Source organism: Lysobacter sp. HA35, from assembly GCF_054061195.1.
Map to the genome: position 1 here is coordinate 1768923 of NZ_JBSSDY010000001.1, position 19061 is coordinate 1787983.

14 protein-coding genes are annotated in these 19061 nt (G+C 67.0%); 3 read left to right on the forward strand and 11 right to left on the reverse strand.

What is annotated here, in order from left to right; translation table 11 throughout:
* Nucleotides 1-134: 134 nt before the first annotated feature.
* The 9 genes from ACVWZN_RS08785 to gap all read right to left on the reverse strand — a co-directional run bounded on the left by ACVWZN_RS08785 (nucleotide 135) and on the right by gap (nucleotide 12000).
* Entirely contained in the window at nucleotides 135-1145 is a 1011-nt protein-coding gene (locus tag ACVWZN_RS08785; RefSeq protein ID WP_456953473.1) for a class I fructose-bisphosphate aldolase, read from the reverse strand.
* A gap of 114 nt (nucleotides 1146-1259) precedes the next feature.
* A complete protein-coding gene (locus ACVWZN_RS08790) occupies nucleotides 1260-2597 on the reverse strand; it encodes a hypothetical protein (protein ID WP_456953474.1) in 1338 nt (445 codons plus the stop codon).
* Nucleotides 2598-2669: 72 nt separating this feature from the next.
* Nucleotides 2670-4136 (reverse strand): pyruvate kinase, encoded by a 1467-nt coding sequence (gene pyk, locus ACVWZN_RS08795; protein WP_456953475.1) that lies wholly within the window; start codon nucleotides 4134-4136, stop codon nucleotides 2670-2672.
* A 69-nt stretch (nucleotides 4137-4205) separates the two neighbouring features.
* The gene (locus ACVWZN_RS08800) at nucleotides 4206-4841 is read right to left on the reverse strand and encodes an HAD hydrolase-like protein (protein WP_456953476.1); all 636 of its coding nucleotides are present in this window, start codon (nucleotides 4839-4841) and stop codon (nucleotides 4206-4208) included.
* Complete coding sequence (locus ACVWZN_RS08805) at nucleotides 4841-6016, reverse strand: phosphoglycerate kinase (RefSeq protein WP_456953477.1); 1176 nt, start codon at nucleotides 6014-6016, stop codon at nucleotides 4841-4843. Before ACVWZN_RS08805 ends, ACVWZN_RS08800 begins: the two co-directional genes overlap by 1 nt.
* Before the next feature lie 93 nt (nucleotides 6017-6109).
* Nucleotides 6110-7405, reverse strand: a complete 1296-nt coding sequence (locus tag ACVWZN_RS08810) for a DUF3999 family protein (RefSeq protein ID WP_456953478.1) — start codon at nucleotides 7403-7405, stop codon at nucleotides 6110-6112.
* Nucleotides 7402-10107 carry a DUF2339 domain-containing protein gene (locus tag ACVWZN_RS08815; RefSeq protein ID WP_456953479.1) on the reverse strand — a complete coding sequence of 902 codons (2706 nt, stop codon included), beginning with the start codon at nucleotides 10105-10107 and terminating at the stop codon, nucleotides 7402-7404. Before ACVWZN_RS08815 ends, ACVWZN_RS08810 begins: the two co-directional genes overlap by 4 nt.
* A 297-nt stretch (nucleotides 10108-10404) precedes the next feature.
* A complete protein-coding gene (locus ACVWZN_RS08820) occupies nucleotides 10405-10833 on the reverse strand; it encodes a hypothetical protein (protein ID WP_456953480.1) in 429 nt (142 codons plus the stop codon).
* A gap of 162 nt (nucleotides 10834-10995) precedes the next feature.
* Nucleotides 10996-12000: a type I glyceraldehyde-3-phosphate dehydrogenase gene (gap, locus tag ACVWZN_RS08825; RefSeq protein ID WP_456953481.1), complete on the reverse strand. Its 1005-nt coding sequence runs from the start codon at nucleotides 11998-12000 to the stop codon at nucleotides 10996-10998.
* A gap of 118 nt (nucleotides 12001-12118) precedes the next feature.
* On the opposite strand from gap, the gene ACVWZN_RS08830 reads away from it, so the two are divergent.
* From ACVWZN_RS08830 to ACVWZN_RS08840, 3 genes are all read left to right on the forward strand, one after another.
* Entirely contained in the window at nucleotides 12119-12934 is an 816-nt protein-coding gene (locus tag ACVWZN_RS08830; RefSeq protein WP_456953482.1) for a S1/P1 nuclease, read from the forward strand.
* Nucleotides 12935-13081: 147 nt separating this feature from the next.
* On the forward strand, nucleotides 13082-14338 hold the full coding sequence (locus ACVWZN_RS08835) for an HD-GYP domain-containing protein (protein ID WP_456953483.1): 1257 nt from the start codon (nucleotides 13082-13084) through the stop codon (nucleotides 14336-14338).
* Nucleotides 14335-15561: a bifunctional diguanylate cyclase/phosphodiesterase gene (locus ACVWZN_RS08840; RefSeq protein ID WP_027082048.1), complete on the forward strand. Its 1227-nt coding sequence runs from the start codon at nucleotides 14335-14337 to the stop codon at nucleotides 15559-15561. Before ACVWZN_RS08835 ends, ACVWZN_RS08840 begins: the two co-directional genes overlap by 4 nt.
* 71 nt (nucleotides 15562-15632) lie before the next feature.
* On the opposite strand, the gene tkt is transcribed toward ACVWZN_RS08840, so the two are convergent.
* Nucleotides 15633-17624 (reverse strand): transketolase, encoded by a 1992-nt coding sequence (gene tkt / locus ACVWZN_RS08845; protein WP_456953484.1) that lies wholly within the window; start codon nucleotides 17622-17624, stop codon nucleotides 15633-15635.
* Between the two features lie 70 nt (nucleotides 17625-17694).
* Nucleotides 17695-19023 carry a dicarboxylate/amino acid:cation symporter gene (locus ACVWZN_RS08850; protein ID WP_456953485.1) on the reverse strand — a complete coding sequence of 443 codons (1329 nt, stop codon included), beginning with the start codon at nucleotides 19021-19023 and terminating at the stop codon, nucleotides 17695-17697.
* Nucleotides 19024-19061: the final 38 nt, after the last annotated feature.

A 19061-nucleotide genomic window follows, 5' to 3' on the forward strand; every position in this document is an offset into this window, starting at 1 on the left:
TCATCGGTACTGGGTGGCGTGACGCGGTTGGAACGTCGGCGTTGCGCAGGCGACGTCAACGGACGCGCTACGGCCGCCTGAAACGAAGACGCCGGCACGTGGCCGGCGTCTCCAGACAACGTGGGAGCGATCGGTTACGCGGCCGACTGCCACTGGCCGAGCGCGGCCAGGCCGTTGTCGCGGGCGCGGGCGAACACGGTTTCCTGCGCCTTGCCGTAGTTGCCGTGCATGTCCTGGCTCCACAGCTTGAGCGCGGCCTGCTGCATGGCGCGGCCGTACGAGAACGACAACGGCCACGGATGCGGGCCGGCCGCGTTCATCGCGTTCAGGTGTGCTGTCGCGTCATTGTCGGACTGGCCGCCGGACAGGAAGACGATGCCCGGCAGCGTGGCCGGCACGGTCGACTTCAGGCAGCGCAGCGTGGCCGCGGCCACTTCCTCCATCGATGCCTTCTCGGCCGATTCGGTGCCGTGGATGACCATCGACGCCTTCAGGATCGTGCCCTCGAGCATGACGTTCTGCTCGTACAGCGCGCCGAAGAGCGAGCGCAGGACGACTTCGGTGACCTCGTAGCAGGTGTCGATGTCGTGGCTGCCGTCCATGATGACTTCCGGCTCGACCATCGGCACCAGGCCCTGCTCCTGGCAGAGCGCGGCATAACGGGCGAGCGCGTGGCTGTTGGCCTCGATCGCGGTGCCGGTCGGGATGTCGTCGCCGATGTTGATCACCGCGCGCCACTTCGCGAAGCGCGCGCCGAGGCGGTAGTACTCCTCGAGGCGCGCGCGCAGGCCGTCGAGGCCTTCGGTCACGACCTCGCCAGGGAAGCCGGCCAGCGGCACCGGACCCTTGTCGACCTTGATGCCCGGGATGATCCCGTTGGCCATCATGACCTGGGTGAACGGCGTGCCGTCCTTGGTCGACTGGCGGATCGTCTCGTCGAACAGGATCGCGCCCGAGAGGTACTGGCCGATGTTCGGCGCCGTGAGCAGCAGCTCGCGGTAGGCGCGGCGGTTCTCTTCGGTGTTCTCGATGCCGACGCCCGCGAAGCGCTTGGCGCAGGTCGCGTTGGACTCGTCGATCGCGATGATGCCCTTGCCCGGGGCGACCATCGCCTGGGCGGTCTCGGCAAGCTGTTCGATGCTCATGGGGTCCTTGGCGCGCTGGAATCGGGGGCCGGCATTATACCGGCCGCGGTGACTACGATTTCAGTGGCTGGCCGGGCGCTAGACGGCCGGGCGTAGGAGCAGGTGCGAGATGCGTCAGCGGATGAACTGGCTCGGCTGCTGCGCGCGCTGGCCTTGCGTCCAAAAGCGCGCTTTCGCCTCGTAAAGGTTTCGAAGCACGTCCTCGAAGCGCTCTCCATCTCGAAGCGCGAGTGCAATGTCGCCGTCCTTGCACGCATCGGGGGAGCTCGCGGCCTTGCCATCGAACTGGACCGTGGTGGCGGTAATCGTCGGCTTGCGTTCACCGACCGGCGCGAATTGCCACTGCGCGACCGCGCCGGCCGCAGCCTGTGCGAACCGCTCGATGACTTGGCGCTTCGCGAGCGGCGAACGGACGCTGGCGTCGGCATCCAACGTATGGAAGTCGGATGTGCGACCGTCCGACCCGATCGTGTAGGCGAGCGTCACGCAACCGGTAGTCCCGCGGGAGGCGAGATCGGGCGGATAGGTGACCGGCGTGAGTCCCGAAGCCGGAGACCAATAGTTCGTGAGTTGCTCAGGCGCAACGACTATCGGCGTCGGCCCCGATACCGGCTGCTCGGCTGACGCGGTCGACGCGGTCGACGCAGACACGACCGCAAGAGCAATCGGAACGAGCCTTTTCCACATCATTTTTCTAGGTCCATGTTCGATTCGCAGGATGTCCCCGAGGCGCAGAGGCCTAGTACGCGCTGCTCGCGGCCTTCGCCTGGTCATATCCGTAAAGGCCGCAACACGCGGCAGCGTCGCGATCAGCGCCCGCCCGTGATCACCGTCGGCGGGCTCAGAATTACGCCAGTCGTGCCGTCCCAAGGCGAGTCCGTTGCGCGCACGACCTCCCCGCTGCGACCGCGAGAATTCGTGGATGCCAGTCGATCCATTGCGATCGACGGCGTGGTCGCGCTCGTATGCCGCGCCAATCAGTGCGGCCCACTCGCTACCGCCGTCCAGCAGGCGCGCAGTGCGGGTGCCTTCGCAACTGGTCGACTCGGCCGAGGGCGTCTCGCCGAAATGGAGAGTTCTAGCCGTCAGCGTCGGCTGCGCGTCACCGCTTGGCACGAAGCGGGTGACCGAAAGCGCGGTCGCGCCAGCGCCTGCAAAGCGCTCGACCGCCAACTGGGCTGCCAGCGGCGACCGTGCGCTTGCGCGGCCGTCCAGCACGTTGATTCGCGACACTCGGCCATCCGAACCGATCATGTAGGTCAGCGTCACACATCCGGTTACGCCCCGGTCCGCCAGCTGAGACGGATACACAGGCGCGACGGACGCTTCCGGCGTCCAGGCGCTGGCAATGGCGTCGGGGCCTATGACGCGAAGTCCATCAGGTCCGTTGTCGGCAGCGAGGGCCATCGGCCCGGCCATCGAAAGTCCGAGCAGCATGAGGGTCCGTTTCATGTTCGCCTCCGGTCTTAGATCAACCGAAATTAGCGCGAGACCCGCTCCGATTGCGCCCCATTCATCGGCGGCCTACAGGTCGCCCAGCCCTTCCGCCTTGCCGTTCGGCCCGATCTGCAGCAGGCGCAGCGTATTGGTCGCGCCGTGCTGCTGCATGATCTCGCCGCTGGTGAAGATGATGCGGTCGCCCTCTTCCAGCAGGCCGCGCTCGAACAGCACCTTCGCCGAGGCGCGGGCCGCGACGCCGGCCGTCATGCCGGCGCTTTCGAAAGGCAGCGCGGTGACGTCCCGCATCAAGGACATCCGGCGCCGTGCGGCCTCGTCGCCCGACAGCGCGATGATCTGCGCGGGCGAACGGAAGCGCGACAGAAAGCGTGGGGTGCCGCCCGACTCGGTGATCGCGACGATCGAGCGCACGCCGATGTGCTCGGACAGGAACATCGCGGCCATGGCGATCGCCTGGTCGGCGCGGTCCAGGCCGCGCGGTGCCTTTTCGAAATCGGTGTCGTGCGAGAACTGGCGCTCGGCGCCGAGGCAGACGCGGGCCATGGCCTCCACCGCCTTCAACGGATATTTGCCGGCTGCCGTCTCCTGCGAAAGCATCACCGCGTCGGTGCCGTCGATCACCGAGTTGGCGACGTCCAGTACTTCCGCGCGTGTCGGGATCGGGCTGTCGACCATCGACTGCAGCATCTGCGTCGCGGTGATCACCACGCGACCGCGTGACAGCGATTCGCGGATGATCTTCTTCTGCAGGCCGGGAAGCTCGGCGTCGCCAATCTCCACGCCCAGGTCGCCGCGCGCGACCATCACCACGTCGCTGGCCTCGACGATTTCGGCGAGGTTCTCGATCGCCTCGGTGCGCTCGATCTTCGACACCAGCGCGGCATTGCTGCCGGCCTCCTGTGCGATGCGCCGCGCGTCGTGCATGTCCTGCGCATTGCGGCAGAACGACACCGCGATGAAGTCGACGCCGATCTGCGCCGCGATCTTGATGAGCTCTTCGTCCTTCGGCGTCAACGCGCCCAAGGACAACCCGCCGCCCTGCTTGTTGAGGCCTTTGCGATTGGACAGCACACCGTCGTTGAGCACCGTCGAAATGATGCGCTCGCCTTCGACGCGATCGACCTGCAACTGCATCATGCCGTCGTCGAGCAGCAGCACGTCGCCGGGCACGACATCACCCGGCAAGCCGAGATAGCTGACGCCGACTTCGCTCGCGTTGCCGGGGGGCGCGTCCTCGCGCGCCACGAGGTCGAAACGATCACCGACCTTCAGTTCGACACGGTCGTTCTCGAATTTCTCGATGCGGATCTTCGGGCCCGGAAGGTCGGCGAGGATGCCGACTTCGCGTCCTACACGTGCCGCCGCTTCGCGCACCGCCTGCGCCCGCGCAACCTGCGCCGACGGATCGCCGTGCGAGAAGTTGAGGCGGACGCAATCGACGCCGGCTTCGAGCAGGCGGTCGAGCATGCCGGGCGCATCGGTAGCCGGGCCCAGTGTGACGAGGATCTTGGTACGGCGCGTCTTGTGGCTCATGCGGCAACGGGTTTCGGGTGATCACCGAAACCTAGCACGGCTGTGCGACTGCACCAGCGGCAATCGATTTCAGCCTAGCAGCGGTACGAGGTCGGCCGGTTGCCGGACGAGGTCGCGAGCGCCGGCAGTGCGCAGCTCGTCCTCGCTTCCGAAGCCCCACAGGACACCGACGCTGCGCATGTCGTGATGCGCGGCGCCCTCCATATCCATGCGGCGGTCGCCGATCATGGTGCACTCACCCGCAGCAACGCCGAGGCGTTCAAGCGCTTCGGCGATGAGCTCGGGCTTGTGGCTGAGGCGGCCGTCGAGCGTGGCACCGATGACGTCGACGAAGCGGTGGCCGAACGGCAGGCTCGCGATGATCTTGCGTGCATGCGGTTCGTTCTTGGCGGTCACGACAGCGAGCGTGTGGCCCGCGGTATGCAGCGCTTCGATCGCTTCCGGAATGCCATCGTAGACGGTGCGCTCGGCCCATCCGTGCGTTTCGTAGCGCTCGCGGTAGTACACGAGCGCCTGCTCGGTACGTTCGTCGTTGTGCAGGTAAGGCGCGAAGCTGTCGCGCAGCGGCGGGCCGATCCAGGTGCGCAGCGTCGCCTCGTCGGGCACGGGTTGGCCGACTTTCTCGAACGCATAGGTCGCGCAGCGCATGATGCCGACGGCCGAATCGATCAGCGTGCCGTCGAGGTCGAAGAAGAGCGTCGCCATCAGGCGCCACGCGCCGCGAGTGCAGCGACTGCCGGCAACGTCTTGCCTTCGAGGAATTCGAGGAATGCGCCGCCACCGGTGGAGATGTACGAGACGTCGTTCGCGATGCCGTACTTGTCGACCGCCGCCAGCGTGTCGCCGCCGCCCGCGATCGAGAACGCATTGCTGCTGGCGATCGCACGCGCCAGCGCTTCGGTGCCCTTGCCGAACGCATCGAACTCGAACACACCCACGGGCCCGTTCCACACCACGGTGCCTGCGCTGCGGATAAGTTCCGCGTAGTGCGCGGCGGTCTGCGGGCCGATGTCGAGGATCATGTCGTCGTCGCCCACCGCGTCGACCGCTTTCACGGTGGCCGGCGCGTTCGCATTGAATTCGGGTGCGACGACGACATCGACCGGCAGCGGGATTTCCGCGCCGCGCGCCTTCGCCTGTTCGATGATCGACGTCGCCGTGTCGACGAGGTCGCGTTCGACCAGCGACTTGCCCACGCTGTGCCCCATCGCCGCAATGAACGTGTTCGCGATGCCGCCACCGACGATCAACTGATCGACGCGCGGCACGAGGTTGCCGAGCAGTTCGAGCTTGGTCGACACCTTGGAACCCGCGACGATCGCGAGCAGCGGTCGCGCCGGATGTTCGAGCGCCTTCGCCAGCGCATCAAGTTCCGCCATCAGCAGCGGGCCACCGCAGGCAACCTTGGCCTGGCGAATCACGCCGTGCGTCGATGCCTGCGCACGATGCGCGGTGCCGAATGCATCCATGACGAACACGTCGCAGAGGTCCGCGTACGCCTTCGACAAGGTCTCGTCGTCCTTGCCTTCGCCAACGTTCATGCGGCAGTTCTCGAGCATGACGATCTGGCCCGGTTGCACGTCGACGCCGGCGACCCAGTCGCGCACCAGCGGCACGTCGACGCCGAGCAGTTCCGATACGCGCTTCGCCACCGGCGCCAGCGAATCGGCGTCGCTGAAAACGCCTTCCTTCGGGCGACCGAGGTGCGACGTCACCATCACCGCGGCGCCCTTCTCCAGCGCCATGCGCAGCGTCGGGAACGCGGCGGTAATGCGCTGCTCGGACGTGATGCGGCCGTCGGCGATCGGCACGTTGAGATCCTCGCGGATCAGCACGCGCTTGCCGGCGAGGTCGAGGTCGGACATGCGGAGGATGGACATGGGCGGTCTCTTGAAGGGAACGGGTCGCGCACGGGACGGCGGGCCGTCGCCGGTCGGCGAAGCCGCCTATTGTCGTCGTTGCGACGTGTCGCGTCAGTCGGCGGTGCGTGCCGGCTCGCGCAGGACCCGCAGCGCGAACGTCCCGACGGCGATGACGCCGAGCCCCAGCACCGCCCACAGGCCCCAGGTCTTCCAGTCGCGAACCGGCGCGAATGCCGCGTTTCCGGCGCGCTCCGTCGACGCACCGAGACGGGCAACCGCGGCTGCTTCTGCGGTATCGCGCAGCACGGCCTGCACCGGCCGCGCCTCGCGGCGATTACGCAGACTCCCGGCGACCAGCGCGTACGGCGCACGCCCGCCCGCGACGAACACCACGCGCTCGGGCAGGTAGCCGAGTTTCAGCGACGGCGCGTCGCCCGTGCCCTGCGGCACGAGGCGCCAGTAGCGGTCCCGCACAGGGCTGTCGAACACGCGCGCTGGCGAACGGCCGTTGCCCACGCGGTAGACCATCCAGTACGGCACGCGCTCGACCCATCGCGCCTGCGGCGTGTCGCGGCTCTGCAGTCGCCACGTGCGCACGTCGTTGCCGGAACCGTCGAGGTCGACCCAACGCACCGGATAGCGGCCGTCGGCTTGGAACTCGAGTGAACCGTCGGCGTTCGCGCGTGGCGCGAGCGTGCGCCAGAGCGGCGCGCGCTGGGGGGTCGAGGTCCAGATCGCGTCGATACCGGTGATGTCGGGCAGCGGACGGCTCACATCGTCGGGTACCAGACGCAAAAAGCGCGGGTGTTCGACTCCTGTTTCGATCGCGAGCCGCCGCATCTGCAGGCCGTGCGCTCCTTCGCGCAGGTCGACTAGCCGACCGCGCCCAAGCTCGAACCAGTGATCGAAATCGGTACTGCCTTCGACGCGATAGCCGGTGTCGAAGTTCGTCGCGGGACGCCACGTGACCTCGAGCGCGATCGGCCGCTCGCGCAGCACCGCGGCATCGATCAGTACGGTTGTCGCTGGGCGTTCGTTCTCCACCGTCGACGAGCGCAGGCCACGCAGTCGACCGTCCGCATCGACCTCGGCGATCACTCGCCAGTCGCTGCCGGACGTCGTGCCGGGTGCCGGCATGCGGTACCACGGCAACGCGCGGCGCTGCTCGGTCGGTTGCGCGGGCGGCGCGACGACATCGGCGGGCACCGGATGGCCGGATGCGTCGAGTACGTCGAGATCACCGAGGTCAGCGCGTTGAACGACCGTGTAGGCCTCAGGCGTCAGCTCGAACGTGTAGGCGCCGGCCGACGTCGTCGTCACCACGGGCCACTGGCGTGCGTAGTCGACAGGCGCGGCGATGGCGAACGTCGTGACACATGCCAGCAGTGCAACGATCGCGCGCTTCATGCCGTCGCCTCCGTTTCGCCGGGCGGAACCGGCGCGAGATAACCCACCGCGGTGCACAGAAGACCGAAGGCGATGAACGAGCCGATGCCGAGCAGGTTGCCGAGGTACTGACGGTCGACCAGCACGAGTTTCGCGAGGACCACGGCCATCAGCACCGCGCCCACCTTCCACAACCCGCGACGGTGTCGACGCGAACCCGCGACCCATGCGGCCATGCCGATCACGCTCCAGAGCACCGTGAGTGACGTCTGTACCAGGCCCGTGGAGAACATCGACGTCGACCACGAGACGCCGCCCCAATGGTGGGCCGCACGCAACACGACCGATGTGGCGAATACGAACGCCGCGCCCGCGAGCCACGGCCGCATCAGGCGTTCGTCGGCCAATACAAGCCATGCAAGCAGGAGCGCTACGAGTTGCACGAGTTCCACGGCGTCGAACAGCGGAACGTAGGGCAATGGCGACATCGAGCCTTCGTGCACCAGGCCGACCACGAAGAAGCCGCCCAGGACGAGCGCAAGCATGGCCTGCAGGTTGCCGCGCCATGCTTCGAAGTCATCGCCGAACGGCGCAGCGATGCGCTCCGGTCGCAGCAGCGCGACTGCGGCGAGCACGACCCACGGCAGCGCGGTCGCAGCGAAGAGCCATGCATCGCCGATGTTGGCCTGCTGAGCGATGCGGAACAGCGCGAGCGACGAGACCAAAGCGATGGACGCGAGCCAGCCGATATGCGTCCACCCGCGCACCCGCGAGCCGACGTCACGCAGACAGGTCAGCACGCGCCAGGCGACGATGAGATCCACCACCCACGCGATCGCGCCGAGGCCCGCGAGCGGCTGACCGCGCTCGTTGACCTGCCAGCATGCGAACGCGATCGGCAGCAGCAACGACGCAGACGCTGTGAGATGCAACGCACCAGCGGCGCGACGGCGCGCGACTTCGGCCGCGAGCAGGCCGGTACCGAGGAGGACCAGCATCACGGCGTCCACGGCGTGCTTCGGATCGACACTGCGGTCAACCTCCCACAGCGCCGCACCCAACCACCACGCAAGGCCCCAGAGATAGGCGCCGACGGCCATGCCGTTCTGTTCGTGACGACGCGCGGCCACCGCAGTCGCGAAGCCGCCGATCGCGATGAGCAGCGCCGTCATGAACGTGCCGTTGAACACTGCCGGCCCCACCACGTCGACATGGAACGCAGTGCCGAATGCGCCCAACGCTGCGAGCTGCAACGCAAGGCCGGCGAGCTGCGGAAGCGACCGCGACTGTCGCAGCCCGAGCCACACCAGCCCTGCACCTTCAAGCGCGAAGATCGCTGCCGTTGCGCGTGCGGACAACGCGAGCGGCACAGCAAGCGTCGAGAAGCCGATTGCGAGCACCGCATAGGGCGCGATGAGCTCGGCGAAGGCCTTCTGCCGACGCAGCAGCGCCGCCAGCGCCGCGTACATGGCGCCCAGCCCGAGCGCACAGAACGCGAGTTCCATGCGATCGCCGCGAAGCATGGCCGCCTGCAGGACGAACGCGACCAGCGGCGTTCCGAAGATCAGGCTGCCGTCGAAGATGCGCCGCTGCGGTGGCGCTTTGGCCGCCGCGTAAAGGATTGGGATCGCGAGGTACATCGCGAAGAACAACAGCAGGAACGGCTCCGTCGTACGGAAGTCCTCGGGGCGGTACTGCAAGGCGCCCCACAGGCTGCCGATGCCGAACGTGAACGCGAACCCGAGCAGATTGAGCAGACGCCAAGGGCGTCGCCATGCGATCGCGACGATGCCGGCGTTGAGCACTGCGTAGTAACCGAACAACGCGACATGGTTGCCCTGCCCCGTCGACAACCAGATCGGCGCGAGGAAACCGGCCAACACGCCCAGCACCGCCAGCGCCAGCGATTCCTGACGCACCGCGAGTACGCCCAGCCCCGCGACCAGCGCGACGCTGATGGCGAATGCCGCACCTGCGGGAATGAAGTGATACAGCTTGAACGCAGCGAACGTGACCAGCAGCAGCACACCGATCGCGCCACCCTGCAGCGCAAGGCCGAACGGACGCCGAGCTTCACGCTGGCGCCAGCCGAACACGAGTCCTGCGATCGCCGCCATCGCAACGCCGGCGAGGCGAAGCTCGATCGGAACATGCAGCTTGCCCTGGTCGACGGCGTACTTGAGCAGGGCCGCGACGCCGGCGAACAGCACGAGCACGCCGACCTTTACCGGCACGTTGCCCTCGGTGAACCAGCGCCGGACGGTGTCGAACAACTCGTCGGTGCGCGAGCTGCGCGTGTACGCCGGTTGCGGGCGTGGCGCGGCCGGCGGTGCTGGCGAAACCGGTAGCGACGGCGGCAATGGCGGCAGCGGCGGCGGTACCGCAGCGCTCGTGGGTTCCGGAACCGCCGGCGTGGTCGCGCGTGTGGGCAACGGAGCTGGCGCCGGTACAGAAGTCGACGCGGGTGGCACTTCGTTCGCGGATCCCGACTGTCGCAACAGCTCGGACAACGTCGGCTCCGGTTGCAGTGCCGACGCGGTGTCAGTCGCCGGCGACGCGCTCGGCGATGCGGCAGCGTCGACCGCACTCTGTCGCAGCCACGAAACCTCCGCCTCCAGCGTGGCCATTCGACGACGAAGGCCGACGGTCCAGGCGAGCAACAGGACCAGCAGTACGGGTATCGCGAGCACCGCAACAACCGCGAGCATCACCACGCTTTCCATCGTCCCCTCCGGCTTCCCCGGCCGTCCGGGAACGGTAGCACGTGGGCTTTTGCTGGCCTTCCAAAACACGTGTCGATCGCGTCGTCGAATGCATGCGCCCGCGATTAACGCAGTCGGCGCTGCGCCAGTCGAATAGACGCAACGAACGCATCGCGCATCGATCGACAGGCGTGCGCGATGACTGGCGATCAGGATGCGGTCGTACTTGGTAGCTCACCACCATCGACCGCTCGACAAGCTACGGAACTGGAAGCGTCCCCCCGATAGCAGCGGGACGCTTCCATCGAACCGTTCGACTCAGCCGCGATAACCGTCTTCGGTCGCGTCGTACTCGATCTTGATCAGCACCTTCTGGCCGTCGAAGTCGGACTGATTGGTGAAGACCAGACGACCGAGATGCTTCATCGCGCACTCGGTACGCACCTTGTCGCCGCCGAAGTGGAACGGAATGAACGACTTGCCCGTCATGTACTGGCCGCAGTCGGCCTCGTGCGTGGCTTTGTCACCGAGGATGTCGCCGACCTGCTTGAACGACATGCCGATCTCGAGCTTCGCGAACGGGCTGCCGGGAATCTCGGTGCCGACGATCTCGCCTTCGACGTCGTGAAGCCCGGTGACCTCGCGGCTCGGCGGTTCGTCGGAATCCTTCTTGCCGGCCTGCGCCGTTGCGGCGGTGGACAGGGCCACCAACGCCACCATGCAGGCGGCGAGCGTCTTGCGTGACATGACATCTCCTTGTGATTGCGCGTCTGCGCGGCGCGAAGTATGTGCAGCCTGCAGTACGACGACAAGACGGGCGGCCACCCGTCGCGAGGTCGGAATATTCCGAACCCGTAACGAAGAACCCCGCCAATCGGCGGGGTTCGGTGCAGCACTTCAGACGTCGCCTCAGCCGCGCGCGACCACGCGCACCATCTCGAGGCACTTGTTCGAGTAGCCCCACTCGTTGTCGTACCACGCGACCAGTTTGACGAAGGTCGGGTCGAGCGCGATGCCCGCTTCCGCGTCGAAGATCGAGGTGCGCGCATCGCCGCGGAAATCGGTCGCGACGACCTTGTCCTCGGTGTAACCCAGCACGCCCTTCAGCGCGCCTTCGCTCTGCGCCTTCATCTCCGCGCAGATCTCGGCGTACGACGCCGGGCCATTCAATTCGACAGTGAGGTCGACCACCGACACGTCCGATGTCGGCACGCGGAAGCTCATGCCGGTGAGCTTCTTGTTGAGCTCGGGGATCACCACGCCGACGGCCTTCGCCGCGCCGGTGCTCGACGGGATGATGTTCTCGAGGATGCCGCGGCCGCCGCGCCAGTCCTTGTTCGACGGGCCGTCGACGGTCTTCTGCGTCGCGGTCGCCGCATGCACGGTGGTCATCAGGCCGCGCTTGATGCCCCACTTGTCGTTCAGCACCTTCGCGAGCGGCGCGAGGCAGTTCGTTGTGCACGACGCGTTCGAGATGATGGGCTCGCCCTTGTACGTCGCGTGGTTCACGCCGTAGACGAACATCGGCGTGTCGTCCTTCGACGGCGCGGACAGGATGACCTTCTTCGCGCCCGCATCGAGATGCTTCTGCGCGGTGGCCTTGTCGAGGAACAGGCCGGTCGATTCGATGACGACGTCGGCACCGACTTCGTTCCACTTGAGGTTGGCGGGGTCGCGTTCCTGCGTCAGGCGGATCTTCCTGCCGTTGACGACCAGCTGGCCGTCCTCGATCGACACGTCGCCCTTGAAGCGGCCGTGCACGGAGTCGTAGCTCAGCATGTAGGCCAGGTAGTCCGGCTCGAGAAGATCGTTGATGCCGACGATCTGGATGTCGTCGCCGAAATTCTGCACGGCTGCGCGCAGCACGTTGCGGCCGATGCGGCCGAAGCCGTTGATGCCTACCTTGATCGTCATGTGGGGAGCTCCTGCGGGGGCCGGCGACGGCCGGGAAACAGTCGCGCATTCTAGCAGGGCGCCCGAACCGGCTCCTGCGTCACTCGGCCTCGGCGGGACCGTCGCGTACCATTCGCCGATGACCCGAAAACTCCTCGCATCCGCACTCCTTTTCTGCATCGCCTCGCCCGCTTTCGCGTGGGGCGCACTTGGGCATCGGCTCGTCGCCGACCTCGCGCAGGACGACCTCACGCCGCAGGCGCGTCGCGAAGTCGACGAGCTGCTGAAGGGCGAAACCGAGCCGACGCTCGCGGGCGTCGCCAACTGGGCCGACGAGCTGCGCGCGAACGATCCGGACCTCGGCAAGCGCAGCGCCAAGTGGCATTACGCCGACATCGCCGAGAACGGCTGCGGCACCTACGAGCCGCCGCGCGACTGCCCCAACGGCGACTGCGTGATCGAAGCGATCCGCGCGCAGACCGCGATCCTCGCCGACCATTCGCAGTCGCTGGACGCGCGTCGTCAGGCGTTGAAGTTCGTCGTGCATTTCATCGGCGACGTGCACCAGCCGCTGCACGCGGCGTTCGCCCACGACAAGGGCGGCAACACCGTGCAGGTGCGCATTCCGACCGCCGACGGCGGCGAGAAGGGCGGCAACCTGCATTCGCTGTGGGACAGCGGCCTGATCTCGAAGACCGGCCTCGACGAGCCGGCATACCTCGCGAAGCTGCGGGCCCTGCCCCTTGCGGTCGATATTCCGAAGCACGTTCTGCCGCCGGATTCGCCGGCCTGGGCGCAGCAGTCGTGCCGCATCGCGACACGACCGGGCGTCTATCCGCCGGGCCCGGAGATCGACGCGACCTACGTCGCCACGTTCACCCCGCTGGTCGACGAGCAGCTTCGGCGCGGCGGAACGCATCTGGCGCAGGTGCTGAACGCGGTGCTGGGCCACTAGGGCTCGCGCACGCGGGTTTAGCCTGCAACGCCATGCGACCCGGTGGGCGGCCAGCCGCCCTCCCCGACCATGGACTACTTGTAAGCGCCCCCCGGCGGTTTACTCTTGCCGTTCGCGGCGTCCGCAGGGGAGCGTCGGCGGGGGCGCATGCAGATCGAAGAACGCCAGATCGAAGCGGACCAGGTGCGGCTCGGCATGTTCGTATGCCGCCTCGATCGCCCGTGGACCGAGACGCCTTTTCCGTTGCAGGGCTTCTACGTCAGCGAGCTTTCGCAGATCGAAACGCTGCGGAACCTGTGCCGCAGCGTGTGGATCGACGTGGAGCTCAGCCAGCAGACGCAGACGCGGGGGCTCACCGGCCTGATCGCGCCCGGCGCGTTGATGATGACCTCGCGCGAAGACACAGCCACGCCGCAGCGCGCGACCCCCGCTGTGCGTGACCCGCGCATCGGCGCCGTCCGCTACCACGACACGGTCGACTTCGAGCACGAGATCCCCGCTGCGCGCGAAGCGCTGGACGTCACTGCCGCAACGATCAGCAGCTTGGTCGACCAGGCACACAGCGGCGATCCGATCTCTCCCGAAGTCGCGCACGCCGCGGCGCGTCCAGTAGTCGCCAGCGTGCTGCGGAACGCCGATGCCATGTTCTGGCTCAACGCGCTGCGTCGTCGCGACGGCTACGCGTACTCGCATGCGCTCAACTGCGCGATGCTCGCCGCCGCATTCGGCCGGCATCTCGGCCTTCCCGAGGACTACCTCGTCGATCTGTCGACCGGCGCCATGCTGATGGATATCGGCAAGACGCAGGTGCCGCAGCCGCTGCTTGAACGCGACGGCCCGCTGGACGCGATGTCGATGGCGCGCGTGCGCCGGCATGTCGAACTCGGCGCGCACATGCTGCAGGACGACCGCTTCAGCGACACCGTGCTGGAGATGGTGAGTGGCCACCACGAGCGCGCGGATGGCAGCGGTTATCCGCAGCGTCGGCGCGGCTCCGATATTCCACTGCATGCGCGCGTCGCAGCCATCGTCGACAGCTTCGACGCGATGACCAGCGATCGGCCGCATGCGCCAGCCATGGCGCGACACGTCGCGTTGCAGGAGCTGTATCGCGATCGCACGACGCGCTATTACCCCGAACTCATCGAGCAGTTCATCAGCTGCCTGGGCGTGTATCCCACCGGCTCGCTGGCCGAACTCAACACCGGCGAGATCGTCGCGGTCATGTCGCAGAACGCGGCGCGTCGCCTGCGCCCGCGCGTTCTGGTGCTGACCGATCCGGACGGCCAGCTGACGTCGGGCTTCAGAACGCTCGACCTGCTATCGGCCGACAGCTCGATCGAAATCGTGCGACCGCTTCCGAATCACCACGCAGGCATCGACGTCTCGGAGCTCTATCTTTGAACCGCGCCGAGCTGTCGCGCCGGCTCAACGCGCGCATCGAAGCCGGTGAAAACTGCCTCGGCATCCTGCTGGTCCGCATCCAGCGCCTGCAGGAGTTCCGACTCGTGCACGGCTACGAGGCCAGCGACGCCGTCGGCCGCGCGGCATTCGAGCGCATCCAGGAGTTGTTGCGCCCGCAGGATGTGCTCGAGCAGGTCGCTGAAAACGAATTCATTGCGTTGCTGCCGGGCCTGATGAATCCCGGCCACGCGATGCTCGCCGGCACTCGCGTGGTGCGGGCATTCGAGCGGCCGCTGGTGTTCGGGCAGCACGCGATGATGACGCCGGTCGCGGTCGGCCTCGCCCTGTCCCCCGAGCACGGCGGCGACGCCACCACGCTGCTGCGTCGTGCCGAGATCGCATTGCGCGACGCGAAGCGCATGAGCGACCGCTGCGCGCTGTACAGCCCCGGCACCGAACGCATGATGGTGCCGTACGAATGGCTGCACGATGCGCTGCGCACGAATCGTCTGGAAGCGCATTTCGAACCCATCCTCGACCTGCGCCGCAATGCGATCAGTGGTTACGAATCGCTTGCGCGATGGAACGATCCCGACAGCGGCGTGATCCGCCCCGACGTATTCATCCGTCTCGCGGAAGACACCGGGCTGATCGCTGAACTGACGCGATGGAGCCTCAACGCCACGTTCCGCCATGCCGCGGCGATTCGGGTGCGCGATCCGAAACTGCGCTTTTCCGTCAACGTCTCGCCACGCGTGTTCGGCCAGCGCGATCTCGTGCAGCAGATCACGGGCGCATTGTCGGTGTGGGACATGCCGGCCGAATCCGTGACGCTCGAAGTCACCGAAAGCGCGCTGATGGAAGATCCGATGACCAGTATCGCGATGCTGCATACGCTACGCGAAGCGGGTCTCGGCATCGCGATCGACGACTTCGGCGCGGGTTATTCGTCGCTCGCGTATCTCAAGCAGTTCCCCGCGACCGAGCTGAAGATCGACCGCAGCTTCGTCGCCGACATGCGGCACGACCTGCGCTCGGCACGCGTCGTGCGCGCGATCATCGACCTCGGCCATCAGCTCGACTTGCACGTGGTCGCCGAAGGCATCGAGGATGCGGAAACGCTCGAAGTGCTGCGCGCACTCGGTTGCGATCGCGCGCAGGGTTATCACATCGGCCGCTCGACGCCGGCATCGTACCTGCTCGACCGCGCGCCGAACGCCTGACTGCGTTTTTCCCGGCCTGAAACGAACACGGCGCCCCGAAGGACGCCGCGTTCAAACATCGTCGCGGACGATCAACGCAGCGAACGTGCCGCCTCGACCACGCGCTCGACGGTGAAACCGAAGTGCGGCATCAGCTTCTCGATCGGCGCACTCGCGCCGAAGCCGTGCATGCCAATCACCGCGCCGTCGAGGCCGACGTACTTGCGCCAGTAATCGGCAGTCGCTGCTTCGATGGCCACGCGACGACGCACGCCGTTCGGCAGCACCGACTCGCGATACTCCGGCGACTGGCGGTCGAAGATTTCCGTGCACGGCATCGATACAACGCGCGCCTTGTCGCCGAGCTGCTCGGCCGCCTGCATTGCGAGGCCGACTTCCGAACCCGTCGCGATCAGGATGATCTCCGGCGTGCCGACCGAATCCTTCAGCACGTAACCGCCGCGCTCGATGTCGGCGACCTGCTGCGTGCTGCGCTGCTGGTGCGGCAGGTTCTGCCGCGAGAACACAAGGCAGCTCGGGCCGTCGTTGCGGATGATCGCGTGCTTCCACGCCACCGCCGATTCCACCGCATCGCACGGACGCCACACGTCGTTGTGCGGGATGTAGCGCAGCGAGGCGAGATGCTCGATCGGCTGGTGCGTCGGGCCGTCTTCGCCGAGGCCGATGGAGTCGTGCGTATAGACGTGGATGACGTGCGCGCCCATCAGCGCGCTCATGCGCACGGCGTTGCGCGCGTAGTCGCTGAAGACGAGGAACGTCGCGTCGTACGGAATGAAACCGCTGTGCAGTTCCAGGCCGTTGCAGATCGCGCCCATCGCGAATTCGCGCACGCCGAAGTAGATGTAGTTGGCGTTCGGGTCATCGGTCGCGACCGACTTCGAACCCTTCCACAGCGTGAGGTTGGAATGCGCGAGGTCGGCCGAACCGCCCACCAGTTCCGGCAGCAGCGGCGCGAACGCCTCGATCGCCATCTGCGATGCCTTGCGCGACGCGACCACCGGGCCTTCGGCCTGCAGCTTCGCGATGTAGGCATTGGCGGCGTCGACGAAGCCTTCGGGCAGCTCACCGGTGATTCGGCGCGACAGCTCGGCGGCTTCGGTCGGGAAGCTCGCGGCGTACGCCTGGAAGCGGCGATCCCATTCGCCTTCGCGCAACGCGCCGGTGTCGGTCGCATGCCAGGCCTGTGCAATCGGCGTCGGCACTTCGAAATCACCCGCGGTCCAGCCGAGCGCCGCGCGCGTCGCGATGATTTCGTCCTTGCCCAGCGGCGCACCGTGGCTCGATTCCTTGCCGGCCTTCGCCGGGGAACCGAAACCGATCGTGGTGCGGCAACAGACCAGCGTCGGCTTGTCGTTCGACCTCAGCGCCTGCTCGATCGCCGCCTTGATCGACGCCGCGTCCTGACCATCGACGCCGCGCAAAACGTTCCAGCCGTACGCCTCGAAGCGCTTCGGCGTGTCATCGGTGAACCAGCCGTCGGTGTTGCCGTCGATCGAGATCTTGTTGTCGTCCCAGAACGCAACGAGCTTGTTCAGGCCCCACGTGCCCGCTAGCGACGCGGCCTCGTGCGAGATGCCTTCCATCAGGCAGCCGTCGCCCATGAACACCCAGGTGCGGTGGTCGACGATCGCGTGGCCGTCGCGATTGAAGCGCTGCGCGAGCAGCTTCTCGGCGAGCGCGAGGCCGACGGCATTCGCGAAACCCTGGCCGAGCGGGCCGGTGGTGGTCTCGACGCCCGGCGTCATGAAGTTCTCGGGGTGACCCGGCGTCTTCGATTCGAGCTGGCGGAAGTTGCGCAGGTCGTCGATGGACACGTCGTAGCCCGTCAGGTGCAGCAGCGCGTACTGCAGCATCGAGCCGTGGCCGTTCGACAGGATGAAGCGATCGCGGTTGAACCAGCCCGGATTCGACGGGTTATGGCTCAGGTAATCGTTCCAGAGCACCTCGGCGATGTCCGCCATGCCCATCGGCATGCCCGGGTGGCCGGAGTTGGCGGCCTGCACCGCGTCGATGGCGAGGAAGCGGATGGCGTTGGCGAGTTCGCGTCGGGTCGGCGTGGTCATCGGGGAGCGGGCGGCGGCGGGAGCCCGCTATTCTCCCATCCCCTGCCGCGCCGTGCCCGGCCGCTGGGCGTCAGTGCCCCAGGCCGCCCTGCGTCGGCAACGTATCCGGCACGTCGGCTTCGCCGCTGCGGTGCGAGACGACGACCGCGGTGGCGAGGTCGCCCGTCACGTTGAGTGCGGTGCGGCACATGTCGAGGAACGTGTTGACGCCGAGGATGATGCCGATGCCTTCGGCCGGCAGGCCGACGATGCCGCAGATCATCGCGATCACCGGCAGCGAGCCGGACGGGATGCCGGCGGTGCCGATGCCGCCGAGGATGCACAGCACCAGCACCATGAGCTGATGTCCCAGGCCGAGGTGCAGGCCGTAGACCTGTGCAAGGAACAGCACGGTGATGCCTTCGAACAGCGCGGTGCCGTGGTGGTTGGCGGATGCGCCGACGGTCAGCACGAAACGCGAAACCTTGCGCGGCAGGCGAAGGTTCTCTTCGGCCACCCGCAGCGTGACGGGCAGCGTCGCGGTCGAGGACGCCGTGGCGAACGCGGTCAGCGTCGCTTCCTGCGAACCGCGGAAGAACACCAGGGGCGACATGCCGCCCATGAAGCGCACCCACAGCGGCAACACTACGAAACCGTGGATGGCGATCGCGACGAGCACCGTCAGAACGAACCAGCCGAGGCTCAGCAGCACGTCGAGGCCCAGCTGCGCGCACAGCACGAACATGAAGCAGAACACCGCGTACGGCGCGAGCTTGATGAACATGCCGATCAGATGCATGCAGATCTCGAACAGGCCGTGCAGCGCGTTCTTGAAGGCCTCGGTGCCGGCCGTCGGCTTCATCACCAGGCCGATGCCGAACATTAGCGCGAAGAACACGATGCCCAGCTTCTCCTTGTCGTTGCCCATCGCGCTCACGATGTTGTGCGGCACGATGTTGACCAGGAGGTCGATGAAGTTGAGCTGGTTGCCCTGCGTGGCGATTTCGCTCGCCTTCGCCAGGTTGCTGCTCATCGCCTTCTGGATGAGATCGGGCGACATGTGCGTGCCCGGCTGCAACACGTTCACGGCGATGAGGCCGATCGCGACGGCTGCGGCGGTGACCGCGCCGGTGTAGATCAGCGTGCGCCAGCCGAGCCGGCCGAGACTCGCGATGTCGCCGAGCTCCGCGACGCCGAGCACCAGCGCCGAGAACATCAGCGGGACGACGAGCATGAAGAGCAGGTTGAGGAAGACCTGGCCGAACGGCTTGGCGACGTAGGCGATCACATGCGCGACCCACGGCGCGTCCGGCGTGGTCGCGTGCACGATGAGGCCGATGACGGCGCCGAGCACGAAGCCGAGCAGGACCTTCACGTGCAGCGGAAGGCCGCGGCGGACGGCGGGATTCGTTGCGTGCATTGGGCGTTCTCCGTCGAAGCGATGCGAGCTTAACAAAG